The following is an 18,518-nucleotide window of genomic DNA, read 5'->3' as shown; positions in this document are numbered from 1 at the left end:
GGTGACGCCATGACCACAGACGGCCCGCCCACGCCCGGGCAGGGGGACGCCAGTTGGTACGACGACGAGGCGGGCCCCGTGGTGCGCCCCTACGCGATGACCCGCGGCCGGACCAGCACCGAGGCCGAGGAGAAGCTCGACCTGATCGCCCTGGTGATCGCCGAGGACCGCCAGGGCGAGCCGCTCGACGACCAGACCCTGTCGCCGGAACACGTGGACATCGTCGGCCTGTGCCGCGACGCGCCGCTGTCCGTCGCGGAACTGGCCGCCGAGCTGGACCTGCCGCTCGGCGTCGTACGGGTCCTGATCGGCGACCTGCTGGACGCCGAACTGGTCCACGTGAGCCGGCCCGTGCCCCCGGCGGAACTGCCCGACGAGCAGATCCTCCGCGAGGTGATCGACGGACTCCGGGCGCTGTGACCCCGCGCGGGCGCGCCGCGGCGCGCCCGCGGCCGGCACCCCCCACGAACTGCGAGGACCGAGGAATGCGAGAGAACAGCACCAGCGGCGAACCGGGAGAAGACGGCCATGGTCTTCGGGCGCTCTGACAAACGCCGCAAGCAGGACGCCCCCGACCCCGTCACCCTCAAGATCCTGGTGGCGGGCGGCTTCGGGGTGGGCAAGACGACCCTGGTGGGCGCGGTCAGCGAGATCAAGCCGCTGCGCACCGAGGAACGGCTGACCGAGGCGGGCCGGCCGGTCGACGACCTCGCCGGCATCGAGGGCAAGAAGACCACCACCGTCGCCATGGACTTCGGGCGCATCACGCTCCGCGAGGACCTGGTGCTCTACCTCTTCGGCACGCCCGGACAGGACCGCTTCTGGTTCCTGTGGGACGAGCTGGCCCGCGGCGCGCTCGGCTCCGTCGTGCTGGCCGACACCCGGCGCCTGGAGGACTCCTTCGCCGCCATCGACTACTTCGAGCGCCGCGGCATCCCGTTCATGGTGGCCGTCAACTGCTTCGACGGCGCGGAACGCTACCCCGCGGAAACGGTGCGCGACGCGCTGGACCTGGACCCCGAGGTACCGGTGATGCTCTGCGACGCCCGCGAGAAGGACTCCGCCAGGGACGTACTGATCGCGGTCGTCGAACACGCGATGCACGTCAGCGCCCGGCGGCGGGAGCCCGCGCTGTCCTGAGAGCTTGTGTCATCACCCCGGCGCGCGGCAGCACGGCCCGCACCCCGCCGTCCGGGGTGCGGGCCGTACGCCTGCCGAGCGGGTACTGCGGAAACCGGGCCTGGAAGCCCGCCGGAACGGCTACGCGCCGCCGCCCGCACCCGCCTCGTGCCACCCGAAACTCCGCTCCACCGCCCGGCGCCAGTTGCCGTACTCACGCTCCCGCGTCGGACCGTCCATCCGCGGCGTCCACTCGGTGTCCCTCTTCCAGTGCGCCGTCAGCTCGTCCAGGTCCTGCCACACGCCCGTCGCCAGCCCGGCCGCGTACGCCGCGCCCAGGCACGTCGTCTCCGCCACCACCGGCCGGATCACCGGCACCCCCAGCACGTCCGCCTGGTGCTGCATCAGCAGGTTGTTGACGGTCATGCCGCCGTCCACCTTCAGCGCGGTGATCTGCACCCCGGAGTCCTGGTACATCGCGTCCACCACCTCGCGCGTCTGCCAGCTGGTCGCCTCCAGCACCGCACGCGCCAGGTGCGCCTTGGTGACGTAACCCGTCAGACCCGTGATCACGCCCCGCGCGTCCGAGCGCCAGTACGGCGCGAACAGCCCGGAGAACGCCGGGACGATGTACGCGCCGCCGTTGTCCGGCACCCGCGCCGCCAGGTCCTCGATCTCGTCGGCCGAGTCGATGATGCCCAGCTGGTCCCGGAACCACTGGACCAGCGCGCCGGTGATGGCGATCGACCCCTCCAGGCAGTAGACCGGCGCCTCCCCGCCGAGCTGGTAGCCCAGCGTCGTCAGCAGCCCGCTCTTGGAGGGCACCGGCCGCTGCCCGGTGTTCAGCAGCAGGAACGAGCCGGTGCCGTACGTGTTCTTCGCCTCGCCGACCCGGTAACAGGTCTGCCCGAACACCGCCGCCTGCTGGTCACCCAGCGCCGCGGCCACCGGCACCCCGCGCAACTGGCCCACCGCCGTCCCGTACACCTCCGCCGAGGACCGGATCTCCGGCAGCACCGCCTCCGGCACCCGCATCGCGGACAGGATCGCGGTGTCCCACTGGAGCGTGTGCAGATTCATCAGCATCGTGCGCCCGGCATTGGTGACGTCCGTGACGTGCACCCCGCCGTCCGTACCGCCCGTCAGCTTCCAGATCAGCCACGAGTCGACCGTCCCGAAAGCGATCTCCCCGGCCTCGGCCCGCGCCCGCAGCCCCGGCACGTTGTCCAGCAGCCAGGCCACCTTCGGCCCGGAGAAGTAACTGGCCAGCGGCAGCCCGGTGGCGTCCCGGAAGCGGTCCTGGCCGTCCGCGCCGCCCAGCTCGTGGCAGAGCTGCGCCGTACGGGTGTCCTGCCACACGACCGCGTTGTGCACCGGCTTGCCCGTCGAGCGGTCCCACAGCACCGTGGTCTCACGCTGGTTGGTGATGCCCAGCGCGGCGAGCTGGTCGGCGCGCAGTCCCGCCTTGGCGAGCGCGCCCGCCACCACCGCCTGCACCTTGGCCCAGATCTCCTCGGCGTCGTGCTCCACCCAGCCGGGCTTGGGGAAGATCTGCCGGTGCTCGCGCTGGTCCACGGCGACGGTCGCGCCGTCCTGGTTGAAGATGATGCAGCGGCTGGAGGTCGTGCCCTGGTCGATCGCGGCGACGTACCTGTCCGTGATGCCGTCCGTCATGACGTCTCTCCTGACTCCTCGAAGCTGGTCGGGTCCGGCTGCCGTACCGTCGCCGCCGGTCAGAAGACCGCGGTGAACACCAGGCCGGAGAGGACCGCGCCGATCAGCGGGCCGGCCACCGGGATCCAGGCGTAGGACCAGTCCGAGGTGCCCTTGTTGGGGATGGGAAGCAGTGCGTGGGCGATGCGCGGCCCCAGGTCGCGGGCCGGGTTGATGGCGTAACCGGTGGGCCCGCCGAGGGAGAGACCGATGCCGACGACCAGCAGGGCGACGAGCAGGACGTTGATGCCGGACCCGTAGACACCGGCATCCTGGCCCGGCACCTGCCCGATCCCGATGCCCTCGTTCTTGCCGAAGAACAGCAGCGGCAGCACCAGCGCCACGGTCGCGATGATCTCGGTGACCAGGTTCGCCACCGGGCTGCGGACCTCGGGAGCCGTCGAGAAGATCCCCAGCGTCGGCTGCGCCTTGTCCGCCTCCTTGTTCGCCGCGAACTGCGCGGAGTACAGCGCCCACGCCAGCACGGCGCCGAGCACCGCCCCCACCAGCTGCGCGGCCACGTACAGCGGCACTTTCGACCACGGCGTACCGCCCGCGACCGCCGACCCCAGCGTCACCGCCGGATTCAGGTGCCCGCCGGACAGCGGCGCGGCGGTGTAGGCCCCGGCGAGCACCCCGAGACCCCAGCCGAACGCGATGACGACCCAGCCCGCGCCCCGCGCCTTGGAGTGGTGCAGGGTGACGGCGGCGCACACGCCGGCACCGAAGAGGATCAGAAGGGCGGTGCCGATGACCTCACCGACGAAGATGTCCCCGTTGGAATACATGGCGGCTCCTTGTCCCTGGCCCGGGGGAGTGGCCCCGGTCCTCCGTGCAGGGTGCGTACTTCCCGTGCCACAAGGAGGGCGGCGGGCGCTCGGCCGCCGCGCCCCGCGCGGCGTCCGCGTCGAGCGTGCCGGTGCGCCGGAACCACCCCTGGGGAGTCGGGCAGCGCGTACCGCTGCCACGCGGCCGGGTCACCCGGCTGTGGCGGTGCCGACGGACACCCGGAAGTGTTCACCGCAGGTGACGGGGCGTCAAGGTGCGGGGGCGTACGGCACTCAGTCCCCGCGCCGCCGCCCCCGGCGCACTTCGTGCCCCGGCGCGCCGGGCACCCCCAGGACCCAACTGCTCGCCCCCGTCAGCGCCTTGGCCGCCTTCTTCAGCGGCGCCAGCGCCGCCGCGGCCTGCGCGTGACCGGTCACGCTGCCCGGCGCGCACACCACCGTCGCCAGCGACAGCGTCACCGGCAGCCCGCCCGCCGACCACGGCGTGTCCAGCACGGCCGCGGCGAACGGCTCCAGCTCCTCCGGCGCCGCCAGCACCAGGAAGTCGTCCCCGCCGATGTGCCCCACCCGCGCCGCGGGCAGCTCCGCCGCCGTACGGGCCAGCGCCTGCCCCACGGCACGGATCAGCGCGTCCCCCGCCGCGAACCCCGCCCCGTCGTTGACCTGCTTGAACCCGTCCACGTCCAGCCAGCACAGCGCGAACGCCCGGCCGCCCGCGATCCGCCGGTCCACCTCCGCGTTCACCGCGTCCGAACCCGGCAGCCGGGTCAGCGGATTGAGCCGCGCCGCCTCCTCCACCCGGCTCTCCGCCAGTGCCCGCAGGATGTCGGCCAGGTGCACCACGCCCATGCAGCGGCCCTGCTCGTCGACCACCGCCACATCGTCACCGGTCCGGTCCCGGTCGCCGCCGGTGACCACGTCCAGCACCTCCCAGGCGGTGGCGTCGGCGCCCACCGTCAGCGGCCGGTCGGCCAGCCGCAGCGCCGGGCGGTCGGCGTACAGCGCGTGCCCGTACCGGCCGGACAGCGACAGCAGGAAGCGGTCCCGGTCGATGGCCCGTACGGGCACGCCGTCCGGATCCACCAGCAGCACGCCCGAGACCCCCGGGAACCCGGTCAGATGGCTGCGTACGGAACCCGCCGAGGCGGACATCGGCAGCAGCGCGGCGGGCTGCAGGAACTGCGTCACGGGCGGCCCGGCCGGCGGCAGCCCCGTCCCGGACCCGATCCCGCCGGCGTACCCGCTGGCCACCGGCCCGTACCCGTCGCGCGGCTCCGGTACGTACACATCGGCCGCCGGCCGGCGCGCGGGCGGCGCGAACAGGAACCCCTGCGCCAGCTGCGCGCCCGCCGCCCGCACCGCCGCGTACTGCCGCTCCGTCTCCACCCCCTCCACCGCCAGCACACTGCCCAGCACCTCGCACAGCTGCCGCATCGCGGCCACGGCCGCCCGCCCGCCCCGGTCGTCGTCCAGCCCCGCGCACAGCGAGGCGTCCAGCTTCACCAGGTCGGGGGCGAGATCGCCGAGCAGCCGCAGCGGCAGGTCCCCGTCGCCCACCCCGTCGGCCCCGACGCGGTACCCGTCCTGCCGCAGCCCCGCCACCGCCTCCAGCAGCGCCCGCCGCGGTACGTGGGTGAACGGCCCGCCGACATCGATCGTGATCTCCCACGGCCGGCGGCCCACGTCGTGCACGGCCTTGCGCAGCGCGGTCAGACCCGGCAGCTCGGCGAGGGTCGCCGCGAACACGTTCACGTGCAGCGGCAGCAGCGTCTCCTGCCGCGCGGCGGACCGTACGGCGAGCCCGGCCAGCTCGGCGTCCAGCTCGGCGGAGCGCCGCGCCGCCGTCAGCACGTCGCCGCGTTCGGGGCGGGCGAGTATCTCCAGGGCGGCGACCGAACCGGTCGCCAGGTTCACGACGGGCTGGAAGGCGAATCGGAGCTGGTCCGTCCAGGCAGGCACGGCAGCAGAATGCCCACTCGGAACGTGCACGGTGCGCCATTCACGCACTGTTCACGCACCCTTACGGCGCACTCGAACGGACGCCCGCGAAAGCGCTTCCGGCGCGCCTCACCGCACCGCGACCACCGCCGAGCCGTGCCCGAACAGCCCCTGGTTCGCGCTGATCCCGGCCCGGGCACCCGGCACCTGCCGTGCCCCGGCCTGCCCGCGCAGCTGCCACGTCAGCTCGCAGACCTGCGCGATCGCCTGCGCGGGCACCGCCTCCCCGAACGACGCCAGACCGCCGCTCGGGTTCACCGGCAACCGCCCGCCCAGCGCCGTCGTCCCGTCACGCAGCAGCTTCGCGCCCCCGCCCTCGGCGCACAGGCCGAGGTCCTCGTACCACTGGAGCTCCAGCGCGGTGGACAGGTCGTACACCTCCGCCAGCGACAGCTCGTCCGGCCCGAGCCCCGCCTCCTCGTAAGCGGCGGCGGCGAGGGAGGGCCGGAAGGCGGTCGGCGGGTGCGGTACGGCCGGTGGCTCCGGTGCGCCTGGTGATTCCGGTACTTCTGGTGTTTCCGGTACGGCCGGAGCGTCCGGTGCGCCTGAGGGGCCGGGGGTGCCCGCCGAGTCCGTCGCGATGTCTGGCAGGTCCAGTTCCGTACGGGGGTACCGGGGCGTCCCCGTGGAGACGGCCCGGATACGGACGGGATCCGGCACGCCCCGCCGACGCGCGTACTCCAGACCGCACAGGACCAGCGCCGCCGCGCCGTCCGACGTCGCGCAGATGTCCAGCAGCCGCAGCGGATCGGCGACCACGGGCGACGCGGCGACCTCCGCGGCCGTCACCGGTGTGCGGTACCGCGCGTACGGATTGAGCGCGCCGGCCGCCGCGTTCTTCACCTTGACCTGCGCGAAGTCCTCGGCCGTGTCCCCGTACACGGCCATCCGGCGCCGCGCGTACAGCCCGAAGTAGGCCGGGTTGGTCGCGCCCAGCAGCCGGAAGCGCAGCCAGTCCGGATCGTCGGGCCGGTCACCGCCCGCCGGGGCGAAGAACCCTTTCGGCGCGGCGTCAGCGCCCACCACCAGCACCACCTCGGCCAGCCCCGCCAGGATCTGCGCCCGCGCGCTCGCGATGGCCTGCGCCCCGGAGGCGCAGGCCGCGTACACGCTCGTCACCCGCGCCCCCTGCCAGCCCAGCGCCCGCGCGAACGTCGCGCCCGCCACGTACCCCGGATATCCGCCGCGCACGGTGCCCGCACCGACCACCGACGCGACATCGCCCCATGCCAGCCCGGCGTCGGCCAGCGCCGCCCGCGCCGCCACCGTCCCGTACTCGACGAAGCGCCGCCCCCACTTCCCCCAGGCGTGCATCCCCGCCCCCAGCACAGCGATGTCACCGGTCACGGCCGTCCCCCGTTCCCGTCGTGTCCGCACGGTCGCCACCACCACGTCGTCCACACGGTCTCCGCGTCCTCACTCAGCACCCCGGGCACCAGCTCGACGGCCGCCCCCACCCGCAGATCGGCGGCGGTCACCCCCGGCGCGGCCTGCCCCAGCACCACCATCCGCTCCGCCGCCAGCTCCACCGCGACCAGGGTGCGCGGCTGCCACGGCACCGCGGGGTCCGAGACGTAGGGCGGCGGCGGCCGGTAGCGCCCGTCCGTGTACGACCACACCGTGCCGCGCGCCGACAGCGGCACCTCGGCCGGCTCGGTCCCGGCACAGCCGGGATCCCGGCAGAAGAAGTCCTCGCGCGGGAAGAAGACGGCTCCGCAGGCACCGCACCGAGTCCCCAGCAGCCGGAAGTCCGCCCCGTCCCCCGCGTCGGTGAACCACCCCGGCACCACCGGCTTACGCGTACGTGCCACGACCCCTCCCGGAACCCGCAACGGACACGCCGGGGCCGCTACCTGACGGCCCGTCAGGAGTCTGGCACGCGAGAACCGCCCGGCGGAACCCCGCACGGCGCGCCCGCACCGCACCCCGCCGAAAGGATCATGCCGTTCCCCGCGAAACCGGCTGAACCGGATACGGCCGCACGGCGTCCACCAAGGCAGGGCCGGGGCGCGGGATCCACGGGGGTGGTTCCGCGCCCCGGCCGCGGCCGCTCAGCGCCGGCCGCTAGCGCCGGACGTCCGGTGCCCGCCGCTCAGCGCCTCCCGTGCAGCGCCCGCCGCGACACCGGAAAATCGAAGTACGTGTCCGGGAACGTCTCCGGCGTGAAGGTGTAGTGCCACCACTCCTTGTCGTAGTTGCGGAACCCGGCACGCTCCAGCCCCTCCTTGAGCAGCAGCCGGTTCGCCCGCTGCCCGCCCTGCACCCGCGGATCGAGGGTGTGCGCGAGCGTGTCGAAGCAGTCGAAACCGGTGCCCATGTCGAGCGAGTTGTCGGGAAAGCGTTCCGCCTTCGGCGCGTAACACTTCGCCAGGGGCTCCCCGGGGACGTACGGCCGGGTGGGCAGGCCCGGCAGCCGTACCAGCGTCAGATCGACGGTGCTGCCCCGGCTGTGGCCCGACTTCTCGGCGATGTAGCCGTCACGGAAGAGGGTCGACTTGTCGATCCGTGGATAGAACTCGCCCTTCATCCGCTGGTCGCCCAGGTCCTTCGCCCAGTCCACGAAGTGGTTCACGGCGCGCTGCGGCCGGTAGCAGTCGTAGACCTTGAGCGTGTAGCCGCGCCGCAGGAAGGAGAGCTGGGCCCGGTGCAGCGCCCGCGCCGCGTCCCGGGTCAGGACGCAGAGCGGCTGCCGGTAGCCGGTGACCGGTACGCCCATGAAGTTGTGCGGCGTGAAGTAACGCATCTCCTGGCGGATCGTCGGATCCACGTCGCGCAGCGCGACGAACTCCCCGGGGGCCGTCGCGGTCGCCGGCGTACGGGTGACGGTGCCGCCGGAAGGCCGCGGTCCGGCGGCCTCTCCCGGCGGCGCGGCAGCGGTGGTCAGGACAAGGGCGGCGGCGGCCACAGCGAGGCCGCGCAGCGCGGCAGCGAGTCTCGGCATGCCACCCGTCTATCACCGGTACCGCGCCACGCGTAAGAGCCCGGCGCCGGCGGCCGGGGGACCGGGCGCGCGACAGGAGCTACGAGCCCGCGGCCACCATCTCCACCACCGCCAGGCCGCCCGCCCGGTGCACCCCCGCCACCCGCAGCCCGGCCCCGCCCGCCAGGGCCGTCAGCTCCGTCACGCCACGCTCCCGCGCCCCGAAGTACACCAGCACCCGCAGATCCATGCCCGTGTGCACCGACTCGCCGTCCGCGCCGACCCGCTCGATGACCAGCACCCGGCCCCGGCTGCCCGCCGCCTCGGCACACCGGCGCAGGATCGCCCTCGCCGCGTCGTCGTCCCAGTCGTGCAGGACCGCACAGAGGACGTACCCGTCCGCCCCGGCAGGCAGCGCCTCGAAGAAGTCGCCCGCCACCGCGTCCGCACGGTCGGCCAGTCCGGCCGCCGCGAGCGTGGCGCGCGCCGCCCGCGCGGTCTCCGGCTGGTCCAGCACCGTGCCCCGCAGCCCGGGATACGCGGCGAGCAGCGCCGCGAGGAACGTGCCGCTGCCCCCGCCGACGTCCACGATCCGCTCCAGCGAGCCCCAGTCGAAGGCGGGCACGACGGCCTCGGCCCACCGTGTGACGTCGACGCCCATCTGCGCGTCGTAATCGGCGGTCCGCTCCGGCGACGCCCCCAGGTCCGCCCAGAAGGTCTGCCCGAACTGCCGCGGGAACGCCGCCTCTCCCGTCCGTACGGAGTGGGGGAGCGCCACGAACGCCAGGTCGGCCCGGCCGATGGCACTCTCCACGTCCAGCAACCGCCGCGCGCCGGAGGGATGGCCGTCGCGCAGCTCCTCGCCGCGCGGCAGCAGCCCGTAGCGGCCTTCCGCGTCACGGCTGAACACCCCCACCGTCACCAGGTGCCGCAGCACCCGCTCCAGCACGTCGGCGTCCGCCCCCGTGACGGCGGCCAGTTCCCGCGCGGTCCGCACCCCGCCCGCGAGGTGGTCGGCCACCCGCAGCGTCGCCACGGTCCGGACCGCCATCGGCGTCACCAGGTCCGCGATCGCCCAGATCCCCGCCCCGTCACCGTCAGCCATCGTGTCCGTCCTCTCCGCACGCCGAGTTCCGCTGCCGTTGCTGCTGCCGCTGTACGAACGGACCAACCTACGCAATCCGCAGCCATCCGCCTATACGCCGTCGTCCGGCAGCCCGCGCACCCGCACCCGGTACCCGACCTCGCCGCCCCCTTGCCGCTCGACGACCACCCGCCCGTCCACCAGCCGCGTCGTGAAGCGCTCGACCGCCGGGCGCTGCCACCCGTCACCCGCGTCCGGTACCACCAGACCGCCGCCGGTCCGGCCGTCCTTCGGAGCCCACACCTCCAGTTCCGTCGTGCCGTCCGCGGCCGCCACCGGCAGCACCGCACCGGCCCGTGCCAGCACCGGGATCCGCGACAGCGGCGCGTCGATCAGCACCTGGCCCGGTCCGTCGTACGCCCGCCCGTCCGCCGTGTCGTACCAGCGCCCGCGCGGCAGCCGTACCGCCCGCCGCGTCACCCCGGGGCCCAGGACGGGCGCCACCAGCAGCGCGTCACCCAGGAGGAAGGCGTCCTCACAGTCGCGCAGCTTCCGGTCACGCGGGGTGTTCCACCAGACGGGGCGCACGTACGGCGCCCCGGACAGGCGCGCCAACTGCGCGAGCGTCACGAAGTACGGCAGCAGGCGGGCCCGCTCCAGCAGCGCCGCCCGGGCGTGCTCCAGCACCTCGGGCCCGTACTCCCACGGCTCCCGCCGGCCCGCGTACTTCGCCGAGTGCGTACGGAACAGCGGCAGGTACGCGGCTGTCTGGAACCAGCGCAGATACAGCTCCGGCGACGGCACCCCGGAGAACCCGCCCACATCCGGGCCGCTGTACGGCACGCCGCACAGCCCCATGCCCAGCACCAGCGACAACGAGGCCCGCAGGCCCGGCCACCCGGTCGCCACGTCACCCGACCACGTCCCCCCGTACCGCTGCATGCCCGCCCACCCGGAGCGGGAGAACAGGAAGGGACGCTCCGCGGGCCGGAGCTCCAGCAGCCCGTCGTACCCGGCGCGCGCCATCGCCAGCCCGTACACGTTGTGCGCCTCCCGGTGGTCGCCGCCGCGGCCCTCCAGCGCGTGCCGCGCCGAACGCGGCAGCGACGGGTCGCCGAACGCCGCGAACGACACCGGTTCGTTCATGTCGTGCCACACCCCGGAGAAACCCTGCGCCAGCCGCTCCGCGTACAGCCCGCCCCACCACTTGCGCACCCGCGCGTCCGTGAAGTCCGGGAACACCGCCTCGCCCGGCCACACCACCCCGCGTATCTCCCGGCCGCGCGCGTCCCGTACGTACGCGTCCGCCGCGGCCCCGCCCTCGTACACCGCGTTGCCCGGCTCGGCCTTCACCCCCGGATCGACGATCGACACCAGCCGCACCCCCTCCGCGCGCAACTCGCGCGCCAGCCCGGGCAGGTCGGGGAAGGCCGTGCGGTCGACGGTGAAGACGCGGTGACCGTCGTAATGGTCGATGTCCAGGTGGACGGCGGACAGCGGCAGCCCGCGCTCCTGATAGCCGGAGACGACCCGCCGCACCTCCGCCTGGCTGCCGAAACCCCACCGGGCGTGCTGCGGGCCCAGCGCCCAGCGGGGCGGCAGCGCCGGCGCCCCGGTCAGCGCCGTCCAGCCGAGCAGCACCCGGGCGGGCGTACCGACCAGGACCCAGTACCGCAACGGCCCGCCGTCCATGCGCAGTTCGGAGCAGCCCGGCCGGTCGTGCCCGGAACCCGCGCCCTCGGCGCCCTCGCGCAGCGTCACCGTGCCGTCCCACGAGTTGTCGTGGAAGACCAGGTGCGTACCGGCGTCCGCCACCACGAGCTGCACCGGCATCGTGACGGACAACGGGTCGTCGCCCGGCACGAACGCGCCGCCCGGATCGGTGTTCCACAGCCGGTACGTGCCCGCGCGCAGCCGAGGCCCGGCCGACCGGCCACCCAGCCCGAAGAACCGCGCGTCGGCCGCCACCTCGGAACGCTGCACCCACCGCGAGTCGCCGGCCCGCTCACCGGGCGCGCCGGCCCGGTCTTCGGCGGCCCCTCCTGTGTCTTCGGGCGCGCCGCCCCGGTCTTCGGCACCCTCCCCGTCTCCGGGCGCGCCGCCCCCGTACCGAGGCGCACCGTCCTCGTCCCCGGGCACCCGGTCCCACCACCGCGGCGGCAGCTCCCGCCGCAGCACCACCCCACCCGGTGTCCGCACCTCCACCGCACCGAGCCGGGACACCGTCACCGTCACCCGCTCCGACACCACCCGCCAGCCGCCCTCCGTGCCGGGCTCCAGCACCGCCCGCGCGTCCGGCTCCGGACACGCCCCGGCCAGCGCGTACGACGGCTCCGGCGCCGCGCCGTCCCAGCCGCAGAACACCGCGCCGCCCGACGCCACCCGCACCCGCAGCGACGAGCGCGCGAAATGCACCACCCCGCCACCCGGCTGCGGCTCCGCCCGCACCGCCGCCCCCGGCACCCGCGCCCGCTCCCGCCCGCCCCGCGGCAGCCCCAGCGCGTCCGCACGGCGCCGCCGCCACGCCCACCGCCACGTCCGCAGCCCGCGCACCGACCCGAGTGCTCTGACGGCCCGGACCGCACCGGCCGCCCCGTCCCACCGCGGCCACCGCACCGACCGCTCTTGATCACGCCCGTCCATGCTGCTCAGCCTGCCATCGACGGCGCGCGGCGGGGGCGCCGTTCAGCCGCCGTTCACCTGGGAAGAACCAGGACCACACACGTGGCACACCGGTGGCGGCCGCACCGTGGCCCCGGGTGCCGGGCCGCTTCCCGGCCTCCGCCCGCCCCGAATGTGCGGTCGACCCTGGCGCACAAGTCGATCACGTGGCATCGTCCTGCCCAGCCGTGTCACACGCACGCGCCCCCGCGCTGCGCCCGGGGTGATCCCCCGGCCGTACGGGGACCACGCAACCGCGTACCGCACGCCCACACCGCGTCCACGCAACGCCGCGTACAGCCGGGAGCCGATCATGACCACCGCACCGCAGTCCGTCCCGCAGCCGGAACCCCTGTGGCAGCCCGGCCCGGACCGCATCGCCGGCGCCCAGCTCACCCGGTTCCACGACTGGGCGGCCACCCACCACGGGGCTCCCGCGCGCACCACCGGTGACCCGGTGGCGGACTACGCCGCGCTCCACCACTGGTCCGTGACCGAACTGTCTCGTTTCTGGCAGGCCGTCGCCGCCTGGTTCGACGTCCGCTTCAGCACGCCGTACGAAACGGTCCTCGCCGACCCCGCCATGCCCGGCGCCCGCTGGTTCCCCGGCGCCACCCTCAACTACGCGGAACACGCGCTGCGCGCCGCCGAGGACCCGGCCCGCGCCGACGCGCCCGCCCTGCTGTACGTGGACGAGACCCACGACCCCGCCACCGTCACCTGGGCCCAGCTGCGCGCCCGGGTCGGCTCCCTGGCCGCCGAACTGCGCCGCCTCGGCGTCCGCCCCGGCGACCGCGTCAGCGGCTACGTCCCCAACATCCCGCAGGCCGTCGTCGCCCTCCTGGCCAGCGCAGCCGTCGGCGCCGTCTGGACCTCCTGCGCCCCCGACTTCGGCGCCCGCAGCGTCCTGGACCGCTTCCAGCAGGTCGAGCCGGTCGTCCTGTTCACGGTCGACGGATACCGCTACGGCGGCAAGGAACACGACCGGCGCGACACCGTCGCCGAACTCCGCCGCGAACTGCCCACCCTCCGGGCCGTCGTCCACATCCCCCTCCTCGGAACCGCCGCCCCCGAAGGCGCCCTGGAGTGGTCCGACCTGATCTCCTCCGCGACCGAACCGGTCTTCGAACAGGTTCCGTTCGACCACCCCCTGTGGGTCCTGTACTCCTCCGGCACGACCGGCCTGCCCAAGGCCATCGTCCAGTCCCAGGGCGGCATCCTCCTCGAACACCTCAAGCAGACCGGCCTGCACTGCGACCTCGGCCCCGACGACCGCTTCTTCTGGTACACCTCCACCGGCTGGATGATGTGGAACTTCCTCGTCGCCGGCCTCCTCGTGGGCGCCACGATCGTGCTCTACGACGGCAGCCCGGGCCACCCGGACACCGCCGCCCAGTGGCGGATCGCCGAACGCACCCGCACCACCCTCTTCGGCACCTCCGCCGCGTACGTGATGGCCTGCCGCAAGGCCGGCGTGCAGCCCGGACGCGACCTCGACCTGTCCACCGTCAAGTGCGTCGCGACCACCGGCTCGCCACTGCCGCCCGACGGCTTCCGCTGGCTGCACGACGAGGTCGCCGCCGACCTGTGGATCGCCTCCGTCAGCGGCGGCACCGACGTCTGCAGCTGCTTCGCCGGCGCCGCGCCGACCCTGCCCGTCCACATCGGCGAACTCCAGGCCCCCTGCCTGGGCACCGACCTCCAGGCGTGGGATCCCCAGGGCAAGCCGCTGACCGACGAGGTCGGCGAACTCGTCGTCACCAACCCCATGCCGTCCATGCCCATCCGCTTCTGGAACGACCCCGACGGCAGCCGCTACCACGACAGCTACTTCGACACCTACCCCGGCGTCTGGCGGCACGGCGACTGGATCACCCGCACCGCGCGCGGCACCGTCGTCATCCACGGCCGCTCCGACTCCACCCTCAACCGCCAGGGCGTACGGATGGGCTCCGCGGACATCTACGAGGCTGTCGAACGCCTCCCCGAGATCCGGGAATCCCTCGTCATCGGCCTCGAACTGCCCGACGGCGGCTACTGGATGCCGCTCTTCGTCCACCTCGCCCCCGGCGCCGCACTCGACGACGCCCTGCGCGACCGCATCAAACGGACCATCCGCACGCAGTGCTCCCCGCGCCACGTCCCCGACGAGATCATCGAGGCGCCCGGCGTACCGCACACCCTCACCGGCAAGCGGATCGAGGTCCCGGTCAAGCGCCTCCTCCAGGGCACGCCGCTGGAGAAGGCCGTCAACCCCGGCTCGGTCGACAACCTCGAACTGCTGCGGTTCTACGAGCGGATCGCGGCCGAGCGCGCCGCGGCCGAGCGCGCCGGGTAACGGCGCGGGACGGCGGTCCGAGGCGGCCGTGTGAGCCGTCGCGGGCGGCCGTTGTCAGACCCTCCGATTACTCTCAGTCACCAGTGAGGCTCGTGGAGCGAGCAGCACACACCGACCGAGGGGGAGTCATGACCGCACCGTCCCGACGCACCGCACAGACCCGCACCGCGCCGAGCGGGCCCGCCGCCGCACGCCGCATGCTGCGCCGCGAGATCCCGAGCACCGCCGCCGTCCTGGCGGACGCCCAGGATTTCGCGGCCATGCGCCGCTACCGCACCTTTCCGTTCGACGACCACACCGCCTACCTCCAGCAGTTGGAGACCCTGCTGCGCTCACTGACCGCCCAGGGCATCCACACCACCGTCGCCCTCTTCGACCCCGTCGCGTACGAGACGTTCTGTACGGACGCCGGCCTGGACCCCGACCGCCCCGACAGCCGCTCCCGCTACACGGCCGAGCTGGCCTGCACCGGCGCCACCCTGCCGTATACGGGCGAATCCCTGTCCCGGCTGCTGCCCGTCCTCATCGACGAGGCGGAGCGCCAGGCGACCTGGGACCGCGCCACGGCACTCCTCGCCCGCGTAGGAGCCTGCGCTGACTGCGGCGAGGATCTCGCGCGGGCCGCCTTCGCCCGCGCCTCCCGGGCAGTCACCGGCCTGCTGGACACCCTCGGCGACGGCAACCACCACCTGGTGTGCAGCGTCCCGGCGAGCGGCGCCCCGCTCCTCGCCGTGCTGCACGCCGACTCCCGCGACGAGGGGCGGCTGGAGCTGGACGAGGCCGCCACCCTCGTCTTCTGCACGGTCCTCGCCGCCGGTGTCGCCCTGCGCAGCCCCGGCGGCATCGTGTCGCGTACGGCCGAGACCGCCGGGCGCGACACGGTCCGCGGCTGGGTCCTGCGGAACGCCTGGCTGCACCCGCTCAGCGCCGCGGAAGTCTTCACGGCCTACTGCACCGACGCCGACACGGGGGAGCCCGTCCCGCCCGAGCCGGGCGTCGACCACCAGGCGGGCCTCGCCCTGCCCGATCCGCCGCCGACGGACGGGCACGAGCACCGCCGGCCCTGACCCGGCGGCCGCCCTGGAGCGAGCGCTCGACGGGCGCCCCAGGGGTGAACACCCGACGGGAGTCCTGGGGCGAACACCCGACGGGGACCGCGCGGCAAACGCCGGACGGCCGCCCCGCCACAAGGGCGGGACGGCCGTCCGTACCAGCATCGTGCTGTCCGCTCGGCGGGCCCGGCCGGTCACTCCCGGCCGGGTCCGCCGGGAATCACTCCCCGGAGAGCACCGCCTGCGCGGCAGCGCGCGCGTCCTCGGCGGTGTCCGCGGCCCGCGCGGCCGCGGCCGCGCGCTCGCACTGCGCCAGCGTGTGCTTGGCCAGCGTCGCGCGCACATAAGGAATCGACGCCGCGCCCATGGACAGGCTCGTCACGCCCAGCCCCGTCAGCACACAGGCCAGCAGCGGATCGGAGGCCGCCTCACCACAGACACCACAGCTCTTGCCCTCGGCCTTCGCCGACTCGGCCGACAGCGCCACCAGGTCGAGCAGCGCCGGCTGCCACGGGTCCTGCAGACGCGAGACGGCACCGACCTGACGGTCGGCGGCGAAGGTGTACTGCGCCAGGTCGTTGGTCCCCAGCGACAGGAACTCGACCTCCTGCAGGATCGAGCGGGCCCGCAGCGCGGCGGACGGAATCTCCACCATCGCGCCGAACTTCGCCTGCAGCCCGGCCTCGCGGCACGCGTCCGCGAACGCCTTGGCGTCGGTACGGTCCGCCACCATCGGCGCCATGACCTCAAGGTAGACCGGCAGGCCCTCGGCGGCCTGGGCCAGCGCGGCCAGCTGCGTGCGGAGCACCTCGGGGTGGTCCAGCAGCGTCCGCAGACCCCGTACGCCCAGCGCCGGGTTCGGCTCGTCGCCCGGCGTCAGGAAGTCCAGCGGCTTGTCCGCGCCCGCGTCCAGCACCCGCACGACGACCCGGCCCTCGGGGAAGGCCTCCAGCACCTTGCGGTACGCCTCGGCCTGCTTCTCCTGCGACGGCGCCTTCGCACTGTCGTCGAGGAAGAGGAACTCGGTACGGAACAGCCCGACGCCCTCGGCGCCCGCCTCCACGGCCGCCGGCACGTCCGAGGGGCCGCCGACGTTCGCCAGCAGCGGCACCTTGTGACCGTCCGACGTGGCACCCGGGCCGGTCGAAGCAGCCAGCGCGGCCTTACGGGCCTGGGCGGCCTGCTCCAGCTCGGCGCGCTTCTCGGCGCTCGGGTCCACGAAGATCTCGCCGGTGCTGCCGTCGACGGCGACGACGGTGCCCTCGACCAGTTCGCCCGCGCCCGGCAGTGCGACCACGGCCGGCACGCCCAGCGCCCGCGCGAGGATCGCGCTGTGGCTGGTCGGCCCACCCTCCTCGGTCACGAACCCGAGCACCAGCGTCGGGTCCAGCAGCGCCGTGTCGGCCGGCGCCAGGTCCCGCGCGATCAGTACGTACGGCTCGTCGCTGTCCGGCACACCCGGCATCGGTACGCCCAGCAGCCGCGCGACGATACGGTTCCGCACGTCGTCGAGGTCGGCGACCCGCCCGGCCAGGTACTCGCCGGCCCCGGCCAGCAGCGCCCGGTAGGCGGCGAACGCGTCGTACACACCGCGCTCGGCGGTGCTGCCCACGGCGATGCGCCGCTCGACGTCGGCCATCAGCTCGGGGTCCTGGGCCATCATGGCCTGGGCCTCCAGCACCGCCTGGGCCTCGCCGCCCGCCAGGTTGCCCCGCGCGATCAGGTCGGCGGCCACAGCTTCCACGGCCTTACGGGCACGCCCCTGCTCGCGCTCCGCTTCCTCGGCCGGAATCTGCTTGGCCGGCGGCTCCAGGACCGCCGTACCCATGTGCCGCACCTCGCCGATCGCCACACCGTGGCTCACGCCGACGCCTCGCAGCGTTGTCTCCATCTCACCCGTCTCCGGTTGGTGCGGCGGTCACTGCCGCCGCGGTGGTTGTCGTACGTGCCGTCAGGACGGCGGCGCGGCTACTGCCAGCTGAAGAGCTGCTCACCGGCCTTGACCTCGCCGTCCTCGACGACGTCGCCGAGGGAGTCGGCGGTCGCCTCCAGCGCGACGACGGGGCAGACCGGCGACTTGCCGGCCTGCTCGACGGCGGCCGGGTTCCAGCGCACGACGGCCTGGTTGCGGGTGACGGTGTCGCCCTTGTTGACGAGCAGCTCGAAGCCCTCGCCGTTCAGCTGCACGGTGTCGATGCCGAGGTGCGTCAGCACGCCGTGGCCCTCGCTGTCGACGACGACGAACGCGTGCGGGTGCAGCGAGACGACGACACCGTCAACGGGCGAAACGGCCTCGGAAGGCTCGCGGACCGGGTCGATGGCGGTACCGGGCCCCACCATCGCGCCGGAGAACACCGGGTCGGGCACGGCCGCGAGTCCGATGGCGCGTCCAGCAAGCGGGGACGTCACGGTGGTCATGGGAGTCCTCCCAGGGGTGGAGATCTTTCAGGCCGCCGTCACTACCTGTCCTGGACGGCGTGCCGATCAGAGCGTAAGTCATAAGAAGTGAGGGTTCCGCACGCGCGACACCGCCCCCGGAGCAGCGGCCCCGGGGGAATCGATTTGCCCCGTCCGGCGCGGCCCTGTACTGTCTGACACCTGCCCCGGTCCGACAGAACGCGATCACATCGCGGTGCGGACGGCGGGTGGCACTCCTTCAGAACTGATCGAGATTTTCGACCTCGTTTCTGCATGTCTGCGGAAAACACGGTGGTCAGGAAGACCGAAAAGGCCTGATAGAGTGGTGGAACACCGAAGGGAAGCGCCCGGAGAGCCTGGTGAAACAGGCACAAAGGAAGCGTCCGTTCCTTGAGAACTCAACAGCGTGCCAAAAGTCAACGCCAGA

At 74.0% G+C, this 18,518-nt stretch carries 14 protein-coding genes; 4 read left to right on the top strand and 10 right to left on the bottom strand.

Annotated elements, in window-relative coordinates:
- Window positions 1-9 precede the first annotated feature (9 nt).
- Window positions 10-420 carry a DUF742 domain-containing protein gene (locus tag AB0L45_RS35345; protein WP_365847486.1) on the top strand — a complete coding sequence of 137 codons (411 nt, stop codon included), beginning with the start codon at window positions 10-12 and terminating at the stop codon, window positions 418-420.
- A gap of 108 nt (window positions 421-528) precedes the next feature.
- Entirely contained in the window at window positions 529-1,140 is a 612-nt protein-coding gene (locus AB0L45_RS35340; RefSeq protein ID WP_365847484.1) for an ATP/GTP-binding protein, read from the top strand.
- 120 nt (window positions 1,141-1,260) lie between these two features.
- Here the strand turns inward: AB0L45_RS35340 and glpK are convergent, their stop codons facing one another.
- The 8 genes from glpK to AB0L45_RS35300 all read right to left on the bottom strand — a co-directional run bounded on the left by glpK (window position 1,261) and on the right by AB0L45_RS35300 (window position 12,265).
- On the bottom strand, window positions 1,261-2,793 hold the full coding sequence (gene glpK, locus AB0L45_RS35335) for a glycerol kinase GlpK (RefSeq protein WP_365847482.1): 1,533 nt from the start codon (window positions 2,791-2,793) through the stop codon (window positions 1,261-1,263).
- 59 nt (window positions 2,794-2,852) lie between these two features.
- Entirely contained in the window at window positions 2,853-3,620 is a 768-nt protein-coding gene (locus tag AB0L45_RS35330; RefSeq protein ID WP_365847480.1) for an MIP/aquaporin family protein, read from the bottom strand.
- Window positions 3,621-3,893: 273 nt separating this feature from the next.
- The gene (locus AB0L45_RS35325; protein ID WP_365847478.1) at window positions 3,894-5,579 is read right to left on the bottom strand and encodes a GGDEF domain-containing protein; all 1,686 of its coding nucleotides are present in this window, start codon (window positions 5,577-5,579) and stop codon (window positions 3,894-3,896) included.
- Window positions 5,580-5,687: 108 nt separating this feature from the next.
- Window positions 5,688-6,965 carry a lipid-transfer protein gene (locus tag AB0L45_RS35320; protein ID WP_365847476.1) on the bottom strand — a complete coding sequence of 426 codons (1,278 nt, stop codon included), beginning with the start codon at window positions 6,963-6,965 and terminating at the stop codon, window positions 5,688-5,690.
- Complete coding sequence (locus AB0L45_RS35315) at window positions 6,962-7,408, bottom strand: zinc ribbon domain-containing protein (protein ID WP_365847535.1); 447 nt, start codon at window positions 7,406-7,408, stop codon at window positions 6,962-6,964. The genes AB0L45_RS35320 and AB0L45_RS35315 overlap by 4 nt, the downstream gene beginning before the upstream one ends.
- A 302-nt stretch (window positions 7,409-7,710) precedes the next feature.
- Complete coding sequence (locus AB0L45_RS35310) at window positions 7,711-8,559, bottom strand: M15 family metallopeptidase (protein WP_365847474.1); 849 nt, start codon at window positions 8,557-8,559, stop codon at window positions 7,711-7,713.
- Window positions 8,560-8,638: 79 nt separating this feature from the next.
- The gene (locus AB0L45_RS35305) at window positions 8,639-9,643 is read right to left on the bottom strand and encodes a methyltransferase (RefSeq protein ID WP_365847472.1); all 1,005 of its coding nucleotides are present in this window, start codon (window positions 9,641-9,643) and stop codon (window positions 8,639-8,641) included.
- A 90-nt stretch (window positions 9,644-9,733) separates the two neighbouring features.
- Entirely contained in the window at window positions 9,734-12,265 is a 2,532-nt protein-coding gene (locus AB0L45_RS35300; RefSeq protein WP_365847470.1) for a TIM-barrel domain-containing protein, read from the bottom strand.
- Window positions 12,266-12,596: 331 nt separating this feature from the next.
- Between AB0L45_RS35300 and AB0L45_RS35295 the strand changes: the two genes are divergently transcribed.
- Both AB0L45_RS35295 and AB0L45_RS35290 read left to right on the top strand, forming a co-directional pair.
- A complete protein-coding gene (locus AB0L45_RS35295) occupies window positions 12,597-14,621 on the top strand; it encodes an acetoacetate--CoA ligase (RefSeq protein WP_365847468.1) in 2,025 nt (674 codons plus the stop codon).
- 128 nt (window positions 14,622-14,749) lie between these two features.
- Window positions 14,750-15,688, top strand: a complete 939-nt coding sequence (locus tag AB0L45_RS35290; RefSeq protein WP_365847466.1) for a hypothetical protein — start codon at window positions 14,750-14,752, stop codon at window positions 15,686-15,688.
- Between the two features lie 205 nt (window positions 15,689-15,893).
- On the opposite strand, the gene ptsP is transcribed toward AB0L45_RS35290, so the two are convergent.
- Window positions 15,894-17,564: a phosphoenolpyruvate--protein phosphotransferase gene (gene ptsP, locus AB0L45_RS35285; RefSeq protein WP_365847464.1), complete on the bottom strand. Its 1,671-nt coding sequence runs from the start codon at window positions 17,562-17,564 to the stop codon at window positions 15,894-15,896.
- A 77-nt stretch (window positions 17,565-17,641) separates the two neighbouring features.
- Window positions 17,642-18,091, bottom strand: coding sequence for a PTS glucose transporter subunit IIA (locus AB0L45_RS35280; RefSeq protein ID WP_365847462.1), 450 nt, complete (start codon window positions 18,089-18,091; stop codon window positions 17,642-17,644).
- Between the last annotated feature and the right edge of the window lie 427 nt (window positions 18,092-18,518).

It is taken from the genome of Streptomyces sp. NPDC052496 (genome assembly GCF_040679095.1).
Lineage (GTDB): Bacteria > Actinomycetota > Actinomycetes > Streptomycetales > Streptomycetaceae > Streptomyces.
The sequence above is the reverse complement of the archived record's forward strand: the minus strand, read 5'-3'. Positions and strand labels throughout refer to the sequence as shown.